An 11628-nucleotide genomic window follows, 5' to 3' on the forward strand; every position below is an offset into this window, starting at 1 on the left:
AACGGCCCCTCCGGGCCGGGGCTTACAGGCCGATGCCGACGAGCGGGGAGTTCTTCACCCTGTCGACGTCGGCCAGGTAGCGGGCGAGGACGCGGGAGCCGTCGGCCCAGCCGCCCGCGCGGGCGATCTCCAGCGGGTCGTGTCCGGCGGCCCGGGCGGCGGTGGCGAAGCCACGGCGCAGGGAGTGCCCGGACCAGGCGCCGGTGAGGCCGGCGGTGACGGCCAGGCGCTCGACGACCTCGGCGGCCGCCTCCGTGGTCATCCGCCCGGCCGGGTCACCGATCGGGTGGCCGCCGCGGGTGAGCGACGGGGCGAGGCGACCCCACCGGTCGACGCGCACGAACAACGGGCCCTCGGTGCGTCCGGCTTCGTCGAGGGCGGCTAGGTGGGCGCGCAGGGCGCGGACGGGGCAGGTGACCGGGTCGGTGCCGTAGAGGACGGCGTTCGTCGTGTGCTTGCGGACCTTCTTGCGGTACAGCGTCACGTCGAAGCCGTGCTCCGTCTCCTGGACGGCGGCCTGGTCCAGGGCGACGAGCTCCGAGACGCGGGCGGCGGTGGCGAAGCCGACGAGGACCAAGGCGGCGTTGCGCTTCCCGGCGAGGGTGGACCGGTCGGTGCCGGCGAGCATGGCCCGAATCTGCTTCGGGAGGGCCGCGGTCGCCTGCTTCGGCTGCGCGGCCGCGGCCTTGGTCTCGGCGAGGTGGTCCTTGTAGGTGTTGAGGACGGCGCGGGCGCCGCGCATGGTCGGCTTCGGCCGCCCCTGCTCCTGGTGCCAGCTGGTGACGGCCGCCAGTGCCCGCTCGATGGTCGACGGCCCGGCCGGGCGGCCGGTGCGGGGGCGGGGGGTGACGGTCAGGTGCCTGACCCACTCGGCCATGGTCTCCCCGGACGCCGGCACCGCCGTGCGGCCCTCGGCGGTGCACCAGGTGGCGAACGCCCGGCGGTCGGCGGCGTAGGCGCGGCGGGTGGACGCGGCGACGCTCGCCTCGATGGCGGCGGCGGTCTCGGCGGACAGCTCCCGGTCCCGGCCCGCCGGAACGGCCACCGCGGCGGCCGCGCTGTCCTCCACGAGCTCGGCGTCGACGATGTCGTCCTCGGCGAGGCGCGCGGGCGGTACGGGGGCGATCGGGGACGGGGTGCGGTCCATGTGATGCTCCCTCACTTCTGGCTCTTGAGAAGGAACATTATCAAGAGCCAGAACAGTGCGGGTCGGAAAGCCGACCCGCACTGTCGGACCACCTGGTGTCAGGTCCAGCCGTCGCAGCGCTTCATGCTGGGGTGGATGGTGTGGTGAGGTAGTAGCCGTAGACCCAGGTGCCGTCCTCGATGCGGTCCCAGACGGTGTGGGACTGGCCGTCGACGGTGGGGCCGTGGGCCTCGCACACAACCTTGACCGGGGTGCCGTTGCCGATGATGCGTCCGACCTCGGGTCCGTTGGGCCGGCCCTTGCTCTCCACCAGGAAGCCGTCGGTCAGCCTGTGCGTGTAGAAGGTCTGGGCGGACGCCTGCTCGGGTGCGGGGCAGAGTTCCTGGCTGTGTCGCCGTCGTCGCCTTGGTGGTCGAGTTCTGCGGGCGCGCCGCCTGCCGCGTCGTCGTAAGGCCCTGGACATGCGAAAGACGCCCGCAACCGTGAGCGTTCGGGCCTACCTTCAGTCGCATGAGAGCCATCCGACGGACGCGGTCAGCGTCGAGTGACCGGGAGCTGCGGCTGTGGACGGTCGGCCAGGTTCTGATGGTCACCTTTGCTGCGGTGATCCTGGCCGCGGGCAGCGTCTTCTACAGCCTGATCGTCCTGCTGGACTTCCAGAAGATCGATACCTCGGCGAGGCTCGATGCGACGACGCTCCTCGAGGTGGTGAAGCTCTCCTTCGGTGTGGTCGCTGGGGCCGGCGCGCTCGTCGCCCTGGTCCTCGCCTACCGCCGCCAGCGCGTAAATGAGGCCAGCGCACGCCATGCCGAGGCGCATGCCGACTTGCGTGCAGCGGAGCACCGGCTGACATCGGTACTTGCTGGGGACGCAGAGACTCAAGGCTCGGCGGTGCCTCGACAAGGGGAGAGCCCGGAGCAGCGTGATGCCCGCGCCCACAGACTTGCACTTGCCAGTCTGTGGGACGTAACTCACACCCGCCTCGCCCTCTACCACAAAATCGCTACCACCCAGGCGAAGCGGTCATTCATCAGTGCGCAGGTGGCCATGGCCCTCGGGTTCGTGCTCCTCATCGGCTTTGTCGTGGCCGCGGTACAGGCGGAGAAGACAGCAGCAGCGGCAGTAGCCGGCGCGCTCGGCGCCGTGGCCGCAGCCCTGGCCGCCTTCGTCAGCAAAACCTTCGTGAAGAGCCAGGAGAGCGCGGCAGAACACCTCAAGGCCTACTTTGACCAGCCGCTGGAGTTCTCTCGCTACCTGGCCGCCGAACGCCTCCTCAATGACGCCAAGCTGACCGACGACCAACGGGCCGAGGTCGTGAGTCAACTGGTCCAGCTCATCGCGTCCGGGCCGCAGAACCCGCTGATCGATGCCGGTGCCGGCGTGCTGGAGCAGCTGCCCAAGATGGTGCAGGGGGAGAGGTAGACGCCGTCCTGCTCGGTTACAGATGCTGCCCCCACGGTAGGCGGGGTGCCATTAACGAACGTGCACCAGGCGCCACAAGCCACCTCTGTCACCCCTCAGTCCAGCGGGTCCTGAACGGGTTGATGAACAGTAAGAAGGCCCGCAGCGGCCGCTCCAGCGGGGCCTGGGCCGCGTTCAGTCAACGACGGCGACCTCAAACGGGCAGTGCATCACCGCTGTTCAGAAGGTCAGCGTAGACCTCTGCGGGTGTTCGGTACCCGTGGGTCTGGCGCGGCCGGTCGTTCAGTTCCGCGGCGATGGTGTCCAGGTCCTCCTGGCCGAACGTGCGGAGGTCTGCGGTCTTCGGCAGGTACTGCCGCAGAAGCCGGTTCGTGTTCTCGTTCGTCCCGCGCTGCCACGGGCTGCGGGGCTTGCACAGGTAGATCGGCATGCCGGTGGCGGCCGTGATCGCCCTCTGCTCGGCAATCTCCCGGCCACGGCCCCACGTCAGCGTGCGCCGCATCTGCCGAGGGATACAGAGCAGCCGGGAGGTCAGGTATGGGGCGACCTGGCTGGCCTTGATGCCGTCCGGAAGGGCCACCAGGGCGGTGTACCGGCTGGTGCGCTCGACCAGGGTGGCGATGGCGGAGAGCCGCGCGCCCATCACCAGGTCGCCCTCCCAATGCCCTGGGACGACGCGGTCCTCGACTTCGGCGGGCCGCCGGCTGATCGCCCCGCCCTATCGGCGCTTGCCTCAGGCTCGGTCGTGCCACAGGTCCAGGAGCACGGTGAGCAGGCCGCGGTAGCTCAGTTGGCCCGACTGTAAGGCTATGCCCCAGTCACGAATCATCAGCTTCGACCACGTCCACGTCGTACGCGAGGATCCACACTCGGTGCCCCTCTCGTCTGCAACGTACCCACAGCCTCACGGGGGCATCTGAGTAATGGTCGCGCCAGAACGTTGAATCGCTGCTGAACCAAGGGGGTACGGCGGATCTCTCCATGGAGAAATGAAGACATTCACCCAGTTCCACGTGTTCGGCTTGCACCTCGCGACCATGGGCGGAGACACGGCTGAAGCGGTAAGGCCCCCAAATGGTGTTGAGGATCTCCTCTCTGGACCAGCCTCTGGAGGGTACCCGCTGAGCGTAGCTACTGTTCCGGTAAGGGTAGCCATCGTTGCGGATCTCGATCTCGACCGTGTCCAGACGTTCTAGCTCGGGAGGGCCTTCGAAGGTCAGTACCAGGCGAGCCTCGTCGGTTTCCGGCCTGCGCCTGACTGTGATGTCTAAGCGTGGGGTCATCTCGTAGTGCCACCTTTTCCGCTCAATGGCTGCAACTACCGTGGAGGTGGAGTTCGCCTGATCCGCAGCCCGGCTGGACTGCTGGGCTGCTTTGCTTGCGGTAGCGGCGATCCTCAGCGCGATCACCGCTGTACCGAGTCCAGCGAAAGCGGATATTGCACTGAGACCATCGGCCCAGGACACGTCTGCCATAGCGGAGTACGTTATCGCTCTGGGCGCGCGTCAGGAATCCTCTTCGTCGTCGTGCTGTACCTCTCCTCGCACAGCGAATTTCAGCGTTTGCGCAAGTCAGAGGGTTGCGTAGTTGTGGTGGTCTCCTGAGCCCACACTGATTCAACACATGCTTCCTTCTGACGGGTGCGCCGCCTGCGATGAAATCTCAAGCAGGACTTTGGGTTACCGGCTCAGGCCGCTCCCGCATGACGGCGCCGGAGGCTCGTACCTGCTGCTCGCGGCCCGGTTCTGCTGCCGGATCTGTTCGGCCTGGCGGTTCTCGGCGCGCTGCCGCCAACTCTCGCGCATCCCGGCCGCGTCCGCGGCGTGCTTGGCGCGGCAGGTGACGGCGGCGAGCCGCTGCTTGTCCTCCAGACTCGCGTCCTCGCCGACCTGTTCAGTCACCAGAGCGGAGCGGCGGGAGAACGTGTCGCGCAGCTGCTCGGGGATGCCGTCGCCCTCCCACGCACGGGTCGTCTCGGCCTGCGTCCGCCGCACCCCGAACCGCTGGGCCGTCAGGGCGCGGACGCGGGCCTTGAAGAACGCGTCCGCGGCGCTGGCGTGCCGGTATAGGTCCTTGCCGGAGTTCGCGTTCGACCGCCACTTGCCATCCTCGCACCGCGCCAACACGCCGAGAGCGAGCAGGTCCACACCCATCGCGTCCTGCCCGACCGCGGTTACGACCACCGTGCCCGTGGCCAGCGACAGCAGTATGTGGTCGGCGGACTGCCGGTGCAGGGGCCCGCCAGGTGCGGTGCGGGTCAGCCACCCGGGCAGGCGCCCGAGGTATCCGGCGACCGCGGTCCCCGCCCAGGCAAGGACGCCGGCGCCCAGGAGCACCGTGGCGTTGGTGGCGAGCAGTGGGGGCAGGACGCCCGAGCCGAGCGGCGCCGCCATCGAGACGATCGCCAGGCTGGCCGGAGGGGAAGGGCGTGGAGCCGCAGGTGCGTCAGATCTGCACGACTGCCTCGACGCGCATCCAGCCCCGCCTGTCGGCTGCCGCGTCGGTGGTGACCAGAACGTAGCCGTACTCGTTGTAGCCGCCGCCCTCGCAGGTCGAGGCGCCGACTATGTCACCGGCGTGCTTGGTCTTGACGACAACACTGTTCGGGTTCGGGTCCTCGTACACACCGGCGGTCGGCCACAGGACTTTGTACTGGCATCCGAGCTGGGCGGAAGCGCCGGCCGCCGGGCCGACGACGAGCACACCGGCGCAGCCGAGCGCGGCAGCCAAGGCAATGGTGGTGAGACGGGTCATACGCATGAGTGGTGATGCTCCTTCAGGAGTCGGCGATCTTCCATGGCCTAGGCCACCCGCAGCAGCACTGTAGGTCTTCGGCTCATCCAGGTTCCGTTTTTCAGTCTCACGGATGGCTGCCGTGCAGGGATCTTTCTTCTGGCCACAGGCTTCGGCCGCTGCCCCTGGACCGGGTCGTGTCACCGTCGGTGGTGGCGGTGAGGTATCCGGCGTCGATGAGTCCGTCGACGGCGTGGGCCCAGGGTCCCTACTCGCCGACGGACATGGAGCCGTCGTGCCAGGCCTGGTAGAGGACGGTGGCGTCGAGGTCGCTGAGGACTCACTCTGGAGGGGCCGACGGTGTCTTCCATGTGCGTCTAGAGACGGGCGTGGGACCGTACGTGGAGGAACACTGCGTGACCGAGCTCGCGATGGGCCTTCCGTTGCTCAGCGGCCAGGAACATGTGCCTGGCCGAGGTAGTCCTCCATGCGCCGCGCGAACTCCGGGTGGTAGGGCACACCGCCCTCGGCAGGCTGCTGACGGCTCCGCACCTGCTCCATGAGCGACACCCGCGGGGTGCCCTTGCGGTTCACCGCACAGCCGAAGTTCAGGCCGGGGGTCGAGAAGACGGCGTCGTAGACCTCGGTGAGCTCCTCTTCGGAGATCACCATGTCCCACAACATCTTCAGCGGCGTTCCCCACTTCGGATCGCGCTGATTGAGGTCGGCACCCTCTGCGATCAACCGCGCGACAAGCGGGCCGTCCTCACGGAAATCGAGCAAGCGGCGAAGCTTGCCGAACAGCGCATGCAGGGCGTTCACGCCGCTCGGGGTCGAAGCGTTCCCGTGCGCGCCGCGCTCCAGCAGGAACTCGACCTTCTGCCGCCGTCGGGCGGGTTCCTTGTCGCCGACCGCGTCCATGAGCGTTCGATCGAGGCGCTCCCGTGTCAGGGGCGGATCGGATTCGTTGATGGCCTGGATGAGCTCGGAGAACTCGCCCCGCTTCGCTGCGCTGAAAAGGCTCATGAACGCATCATTTCGAACTTGGCCCCGTACTCCCGAAGCTGAGTGGCGGCCCCGGGGCGGGCACGTCCCACACCCGTTGCGGTTGCTGGCCGCTCTCCATCCGGTGCCGGACGTCGTCGAGGTGGTCGAGGGTGAGCCCGTCGACAGCCTGGAGGTGCAGCGGGTCGCCGATCGCGATGACCTGCGTCCCCGTCCGCGCCGCCTCCGTGAGCAGGCGGGCGGCGGACCGGTCGTCCGTCATCGTCGCCTCGTCGACCACCAGGACACCGACACCGGTCAGCCCCTCGCCCGAGTCGATGCGCTGCAGCCACGCGGCGACGGTCCTCAAGGCAATCGCGGACGCCTCCTGCAGGTCCTGGGCGCCGACGGCCGACAGGCACGCTCCGGCGTAGGTGGTGCCGGTGGCGTCCCACGCGATCCGGCACGCGTCCATCAGCGTCGAGATGCCCGCACCGGCGACACCAACGACCGCGTCGACACGTTCCCCGCAACAGCAGCCGGGTGACCACCTCGCTCTGCTCGTCCGACAGGGAGAAGCCCGCATTGACGTCGTCGGTTTCGATGACGCGGAGGCTGTACTCGACGCCGTCGACCAGGACTGTTTCACCGTCGGCGGTGACGGTGAGTCCGCCGACGAGCGTGGGTCCTGGGTCCACGCTCGTCGGCGGACAAGGTCCCCCATGCCGTTGATAACGTCTGCACCTTCAAGGATGGGTGCTGAGCATGTCTGACGGGTTCGTGGCGTGGTACCGATCGCGCACCCAGCCGGACGGGTTCAGTGCTCTCACGGAAGCATTCCGGCGAAGGGGGCTCTCCCTTGAGTACCCGGGGTCGGGCTCCGCGGTCCTCGTGAACGTCGACGGTGACCAGGTCCACGTTTCGGTGAACACGGTCAGGGAGCGCGCTGTCACCGCCGTCGGCGACTTCCACGTGAAGTGGTGGTGGCCTTACGGCGCTGATCTCCTCTGCTGGTTCTCGTATGAGCCGTGGGGCGGGGAGAAGCAGACCTACTATCTGGACAACCTCACACGAGAAGAAGTGTGCGATGTCGAGCGCGTTCTTCTCGAAGAAGTGGCGTCCCGGCCGTCGGAGACGATCGCCCTGATCATCGACGAGACCGGACGCACTGCGGAGTTCGACTGGGACGCGGTCGTGCGCGGAGAACCGCTTCAGGCCGGAGCAACGCCTGACGCCTTAATGCTGAAGCGGCCTCTCCTGGAATCCTTGGCGACGGTCCAGCGCGACTACGAGGAAGAGGACTTCGGAGCCGGTCGGACGCTTCTGCGCCGGCGGGACTGGGTCGACCCCCTCGGAAGTAGTCGTGATTTGTAGGGACCAGAGAAAGACATGCGTCACCACTGGCTGGGGGCTCCCTCGGCCCGGACCTGCTTACCCGCTGTGCTCCCTGGCCAGAGAAACTGAGGCCGGCCGTCCTCCATGCAGGCCGATTCTGCCGGGCCAAGGCAGTCTGAACGGCTGCATGAACAACCCGTCAGGGCGTTCTGCCAGCGGTCCGGGAGGCCGGCCCGGTGTGCGCTCAACGACCGTTAGTTGGACACGGTGCTCGACTCGTCGGATCGGTCGCCAGAGGGGCAGGCGACCGTCTTAGTGCTGGTGGGAAGCCCGATCACCCTCGTGTGATGCTGGTGCCATGGCTGATCACCGTGAGGTTTCCATCGTCCGTTGGCCAGGCCGGACACCTTCGGTCGGAGACGGCCTGGCGGCGCTGCTGGCCGCCTACCATCTCCAGACGGAGGCCGAGAAGGGCGAACCGGTATCCGCTGTCGACAACCTGCCGGACCGCTACCGGGCAGAGGTCACCGACCCCCGGGCCGCATTGGCCGGCGATGTCGTTCTGGTGGCTCTCCAGGAGGATGCCGTTGTGGGGTGCCTGGTGGTGACCTCCGCGGACGACGGGCGATCGGAGATCAAGAGGCTCTGGACTGACCCGGAGTCCCGTGGCCAAGGCATTGCGTCGGCCTTGCTCGGTGCCGCGCTCAGTCACGCTGCGGAAAGCGGCGTACACACCATCCGGCTCTCGGTGTGGGAATGGCGGACCGGTGCCATTGCTCTGTACGAACGGCTCGGCTTCACCGTCACCCAGTCCTGGGATGAGCGGAAGCAGCTGGTGTGCATGCAGCGCGCTCTGTGAGCGGTCATAGCTGGACGTCGGTCTCCTGGCGCCGGTCTATACGGGCCAGCCTGCCGAGGCCACCCGGCGACCTCTCCATGTTCGTCCGCGTTACGCACGCGCCCGAGTAGGGGGCCAGAAACGTCGCCGCGATGGTGGCGGCCGCCGACGATGCGGAGGTGCCGACAAGGGTGGGCGCCGCCCGGGTCGAAGGCCCGAAAAGGGCGTGCCAAGCTCCGTACCTTTCCCCGCCCGTCCCTGCGGCTTTCCCTGTTTCTGGAACAGAAACGTATAACTCGCTCCGCGTCAGCGGGCCGTTCGGGAGGTGCCATCCTCCACTGCACCCAAGCGCAGACGGCGCGGCGGAAAATCCATGTCGCAGTCACCAAGGGCGGCGGGGAATCCCCTGGGTCGATGTCGAGGACGGCAGACCAGGCCGGCCACGGCGGCGCGTCCCCGCCCGCTGCGCTGTCCACGGTCACCACCGAGCCGCTGCAGCCGACGCGGACGCTCGTCACCGAAGGCAATCGGGCGGCGGCCCCAGTGAATGGGGCGGACGTGAACAGTTGCGGGGCTAACCCCGCGGTCCTCGAAAGTGCGGCCAGACCCCGCGAGGAGCGGGCGAGACCCTTGGAGGATCCATGGACATGAACCGCGTGATCACGGTCCTGATCGGCACCGTCGTCGTCGGTCTGGTGGCCGTGTCCCACCCCCCGCTCATCCCCGCGATGGGCGTCGCCTTGGTGGCCAGCGGGGTGCTCCTGGCGGCGCTCAAGCCGTGACCCACGACGCCGACGGGTACGGCGCCGGGTTGTGCCCTTGACCGTCCTCGACGGCGCGTCCTCGGCGGCGGCAAGGACGACGGGAGCAGTGACGGCCCCTCACCCGGCCCGTTGCGCTGAAGGGGCAAGCGCTTGCGGATGACCTGGCCGGTGCTCGGGGAACGGAAGGAGGCGCAGTAATCACCGAACTGGTGGTCGAGTCCGGACCTGGGGCCTGTGGCCCGACGGGACATGAGTGGTGGATCCGCACCTGCGGCGCCCCGAAGACGTGAAGAGCCCTGCCGGCCGTCGAGCGTCGACGGGGCTCGGGGGAACCTACCCCCGCGTCCGACCTAGGATCTGCTCAGACAACATAAAAAACCCGGCCCTCCCTGTTCTTTTGGCCGAGACAGGAGGACCGGGCCCCAAAAACGGGCGTGCCCGTGCCCCTCAATCGTACGAGACGGTTCCGCCGGAAGGCTAGGCGGCTCGTCTATGACGATGGACACGGTGCGGGGTACGCCCAGGAAAGGGTGACCCCTCCGTGTACCACCAGCACGTTTGTGCCGCTGCCACTTGCGCCGGCCCCGTCGCGATCCGCGTCTGCATCGCCACCGGGGGTGCCCGGTGATCCAGCACATGAACCTCGTCTTCGGCGCCGAGGGCCTCAGCGTGGGCGAAGGCGCGTTCCTCATGGCCTGCTGCAACCACACAGACGCTCGCGGCTACGTGATCGCGAGCATGCAGCAGCTGGCGGACGAGGCGCACATGACTGAGCGAAACGCCCGCAACAACAAGCAGCGGCTGATCAAGCGCGGCCTGCTCGCCGCCGCTGACCGGTACCACCCCAGGACCGGGGCGCGCATCGCCGACCTGTACCGGGTGAACCTCGATCTGCTGGGACAGATGCAGCGCAAGCGCACCGACTACGGCCCGACCGTCGTCGAAGAGCTCACCTTCAGCTCATCGGATGAAACCACAGGTCAGACCCCCCCGGAAAATTTTTCCGCCCCCCCGGAAAATTTTTCCGCCCCCCCGGAAAATTTTTCCGGGACACCCCCGGAAAAATCTGCCCCCCTTCTCCTTCCTTCTTCTTCTCCCTCTTCTCTCTCTGGGGTCCCGGCCGTCACATCGGTGCCCGCCGTGTCGGCTGAGGCCGTGACGGAGGAGAGAGAGAGGGTCGCGATCCAAGACCACACCCCTGCCCCTCCTGCTGCTGCTGAGGTTCGGTCGGAGCATCCGGAGGTTCCGGAGCAGCGGTCGGTCCAGGAGCCCTCTGGGGTGGACCGGGTGGTGGACGCCTACCTGACGGCCTGCATGGGTGCCACGGGCATGCCGCCGCGTCCGAAGGTCGTCCGCGAGCTGCGGGCTGCTGCTGCTGCCCTGCTGTCGGTCGGCCGGTCCGTGGACAACCTGTGCGGCCTTGCGGTGGAACTGGCGGCCAAGGGCTGGACCGACCTGGCGAGGCACGCGGCGATGAACCCGGAGGCTCCGTCCCGGCCGGCGCTGAGCCTCAGGCCCTGGTGCGGTGAGTGCAACGACGGCCGCGAGCCGACGTCGGCCGCCCAGCGCATGGTCGAGACTCCGACAGGCATGGCCAAGTGCCTCTGCCACCCGGGCTACGTGCCGCAGCCCGCCGGCGTCTGACCCACCTACCCCGAAACGCAGCGAGCGGCAGGGGAGCCCCTAGGAAAGGCCCCTGCCGCTGCCTGAATCCCATGAGGAGATCCACCCATGACGGTACCCGCTCAGGCCCGGGCCGGTGTCGACGGTGCTCTGCACGATGAGTACGCGGAACAGTGCGTCCTCGGCGGCATGCTCCTGTCGGAGGACGCCATCACCGACTGCATGGAGGCCATCAAGCCGTCCCAGTTCGCGTTCGGCAAGCACGAGCTGATCTACCGGGCGGTCCTCGACCTCTACGCCAAGGGTGACCCGGCCGACCCGCTCACCGTCGGAGCGGAGCTGACCCGGCGCGGTGAGCTCAACAAGGTGGGTGGCGCCGCCTACCTCCACGCCCTGGTGCAGACGGTGCCCACCGCGGCGAACGCGTCGTACTACGCCGAGATCGCGCGGGAGCTGGCCGTCCTGCGGGAGCTGGAGAAGGCCGGGCGGGCCATCGTCACCATGGCCCGCGCCCGGGAAGGCGAGCTGGCCGACATCGGCAACCAGGCACAGTCCCTGGTGTTCGCCGCCACCGAGGTGTCCGCACCCGAGGAAGGCGACGTCCCGGTCGGCGATGTCCTCGAGGGCATGCTGGACGAGGTCGAGGCCAGGGCGAAGAAGGACAAGGGCCGGATCAGCGGCCTGGAGACCGGCCTGCGGGACTTCGACGCCCTCACCGACGGACTCCACCCCGGCCAGATGGTCGTCATCGCCGCCCGGCCGGCCATGGGCAAGTCCACCCT

The 11628-nt window shown here is 68.3% G+C and carries 14 protein-coding genes; 6 read left to right on the top strand and 8 right to left on the bottom strand.

The features are described 5' to 3' along the window. Positions 1-22 precede the first annotated feature (22 nt). A complete protein-coding gene (locus tag GBN72_RS33490; protein WP_151775755.1) occupies positions 23-1147 on the bottom strand; it encodes a site-specific integrase in 1125 nt (374 codons plus the stop codon). A 121-nt stretch (positions 1148-1268) separates the two neighbouring features. Next, on the bottom strand, positions 1269-1610 hold the full coding sequence (locus GBN72_RS33495) for a hypothetical protein (protein WP_151775756.1): 342 nt from the start codon (positions 1608-1610) through the stop codon (positions 1269-1271). 47 nt (positions 1611-1657) lie between these two features. On the opposite strand from GBN72_RS33495, the gene GBN72_RS34700 reads away from it, so the two are divergent. Further along, on the top strand, positions 1658-2569 hold the full coding sequence (locus GBN72_RS34700; protein WP_174887253.1) for a TRADD-N-associated membrane domain-containing protein: 912 nt from the start codon (positions 1658-1660) through the stop codon (positions 2567-2569). 193 nt (positions 2570-2762) lie between these two features. Here the strand turns inward: GBN72_RS34700 and GBN72_RS33505 are convergent, their stop codons facing one another. The 6 genes from GBN72_RS33505 to GBN72_RS33530 all read right to left on the bottom strand — a co-directional run bounded on the left by GBN72_RS33505 (position 2763) and on the right by GBN72_RS33530 (position 6761). Next, complete coding sequence (locus tag GBN72_RS33505; protein ID WP_305793908.1) at positions 2763-3278, bottom strand: IS30 family transposase; 516 nt, start codon at positions 3276-3278, stop codon at positions 2763-2765. Between the two features lie 109 nt (positions 3279-3387). Continuing rightward, positions 3388-4044, bottom strand: a complete 657-nt coding sequence (locus GBN72_RS33510; protein WP_151775757.1) for a hypothetical protein — start codon at positions 4042-4044, stop codon at positions 3388-3390. A 204-nt stretch (positions 4045-4248) separates the two neighbouring features. Beyond that, positions 4249-4962, bottom strand: coding sequence for a relaxase domain-containing protein (locus GBN72_RS33515; protein WP_151775758.1), 714 nt, complete (start codon positions 4960-4962; stop codon positions 4249-4251). A gap of 52 nt (positions 4963-5014) precedes the next feature. Continuing rightward, entirely contained in the window at positions 5015-5329 is a 315-nt protein-coding gene (locus GBN72_RS33520; RefSeq protein ID WP_151775759.1) for an MBL fold metallo-hydrolase, read from the bottom strand. Between the two features lie 420 nt (positions 5330-5749). Continuing rightward, positions 5750-6328, bottom strand: a complete 579-nt coding sequence (locus GBN72_RS33525; protein WP_151775760.1) for an ankyrin repeat domain-containing protein — start codon at positions 6326-6328, stop codon at positions 5750-5752. A gap of 7 nt (positions 6329-6335) precedes the next feature. After that, a complete protein-coding gene (locus GBN72_RS33530) occupies positions 6336-6761 on the bottom strand; it encodes an AAA family ATPase (RefSeq protein ID WP_246213065.1) in 426 nt (141 codons plus the stop codon). Between the two features lie 290 nt (positions 6762-7051). Here GBN72_RS33530 and GBN72_RS33535 point away from each other — a divergent pair, with 290 nt between their 5' ends. The 5 genes from GBN72_RS33535 to GBN72_RS33550 all read left to right on the top strand — a co-directional run. Beyond that, positions 7052-7660 carry a hypothetical protein gene (locus GBN72_RS33535; RefSeq protein WP_151775761.1) on the top strand — a complete coding sequence of 203 codons (609 nt, stop codon included), beginning with the start codon at positions 7052-7054 and terminating at the stop codon, positions 7658-7660. 319 nt (positions 7661-7979) lie between these two features. Further along, positions 7980-8480, top strand: coding sequence for a GNAT family N-acetyltransferase (locus GBN72_RS33540; protein ID WP_151775762.1), 501 nt, complete (start codon positions 7980-7982; stop codon positions 8478-8480). Positions 8481-9106: 626 nt separating this feature from the next. Beyond that, a complete protein-coding gene (locus tag GBN72_RS35965) occupies positions 9107-9241 on the top strand; it encodes a hypothetical protein (RefSeq protein WP_281372126.1) in 135 nt (44 codons plus the stop codon). Positions 9242-9859: 618 nt separating this feature from the next. Beyond that, positions 9860-10867 (top strand): hypothetical protein, encoded by a 1008-nt coding sequence (locus tag GBN72_RS33545; RefSeq protein ID WP_151775763.1) that lies wholly within the window; start codon positions 9860-9862, stop codon positions 10865-10867. A gap of 87 nt (positions 10868-10954) precedes the next feature. Then, on the top strand, positions 10955-11628 hold a 674-nt coding region (locus GBN72_RS33550; protein WP_281372128.1), incomplete at its 3' end, for a DnaB-like helicase N-terminal domain-containing protein.

Source organism: Streptomyces abyssomicinicus, assembly GCF_008974245.1.
GTDB classification, from domain to species: Bacteria; Actinomycetota; Actinomycetes; order Streptomycetales; family Streptomycetaceae; genus Streptomyces; species Streptomyces abyssomicinicus.

What these genes read in the sequence shown, in the direction of transcription:
- GBN72_RS33490 (WP_151775755.1), bottom strand. Translation starts at nt 1,147, where the DNA reads ATGGACCGCACCCCGTCCCCGATCGCCCCCGTACCGCCCGCGCGCCTC.
- GBN72_RS33495 (WP_151775756.1), bottom strand. Translation starts at nt 1,610, where the DNA reads ATGTCCAGGGCCTTACGACGACGCGGCAGGCGGCGCGCCCGCAGAACT.
- GBN72_RS34700 (WP_174887253.1), top strand. Translation starts at nt 1,658, where the DNA reads ATGAGAGCCATCCGACGGACGCGGTCAGCGTCGAGTGACCGGGAGCTG.
- GBN72_RS33510 (WP_151775757.1), bottom strand. Translation starts at nt 4,044, where the DNA reads ATGGCAGACGTGTCCTGGGCCGATGGTCTCAGTGCAATATCCGCTTTC.
- GBN72_RS33515 (WP_151775758.1), bottom strand. Translation starts at nt 4,962, where the DNA reads ATGGCGGCGCCGCTCGGCTCGGGCGTCCTGCCCCCACTGCTCGCCACC.
- GBN72_RS33520 (WP_151775759.1), bottom strand. Translation starts at nt 5,329, where the DNA reads ATGCGTATGACCCGTCTCACCACCATTGCCTTGGCTGCCGCGCTCGGC.
- GBN72_RS33525 (WP_151775760.1), bottom strand. Translation starts at nt 6,328, where the DNA reads ATGAGCCTTTTCAGCGCAGCGAAGCGGGGCGAGTTCTCCGAGCTCATC.
- GBN72_RS33530 (WP_246213065.1), bottom strand. Translation starts at nt 6,761, where the DNA reads ATGGACGCGTGCCGGATCGCGTGGGACGCCACCGGCACCACCTACGCC.
- GBN72_RS33535 (WP_151775761.1), top strand. Translation starts at nt 7,052, where the DNA reads ATGTCTGACGGGTTCGTGGCGTGGTACCGATCGCGCACCCAGCCGGAC.
- GBN72_RS33540 (WP_151775762.1), top strand. Translation starts at nt 7,980, where the DNA reads ATGGCTGATCACCGTGAGGTTTCCATCGTCCGTTGGCCAGGCCGGACA.
- GBN72_RS35965 (WP_281372126.1), top strand. Translation starts at nt 9,107, where the DNA reads ATGAACCGCGTGATCACGGTCCTGATCGGCACCGTCGTCGTCGGTCTG.
- GBN72_RS33545 (WP_151775763.1), top strand. Translation starts at nt 9,860, where the DNA reads ATGAACCTCGTCTTCGGCGCCGAGGGCCTCAGCGTGGGCGAAGGCGCG.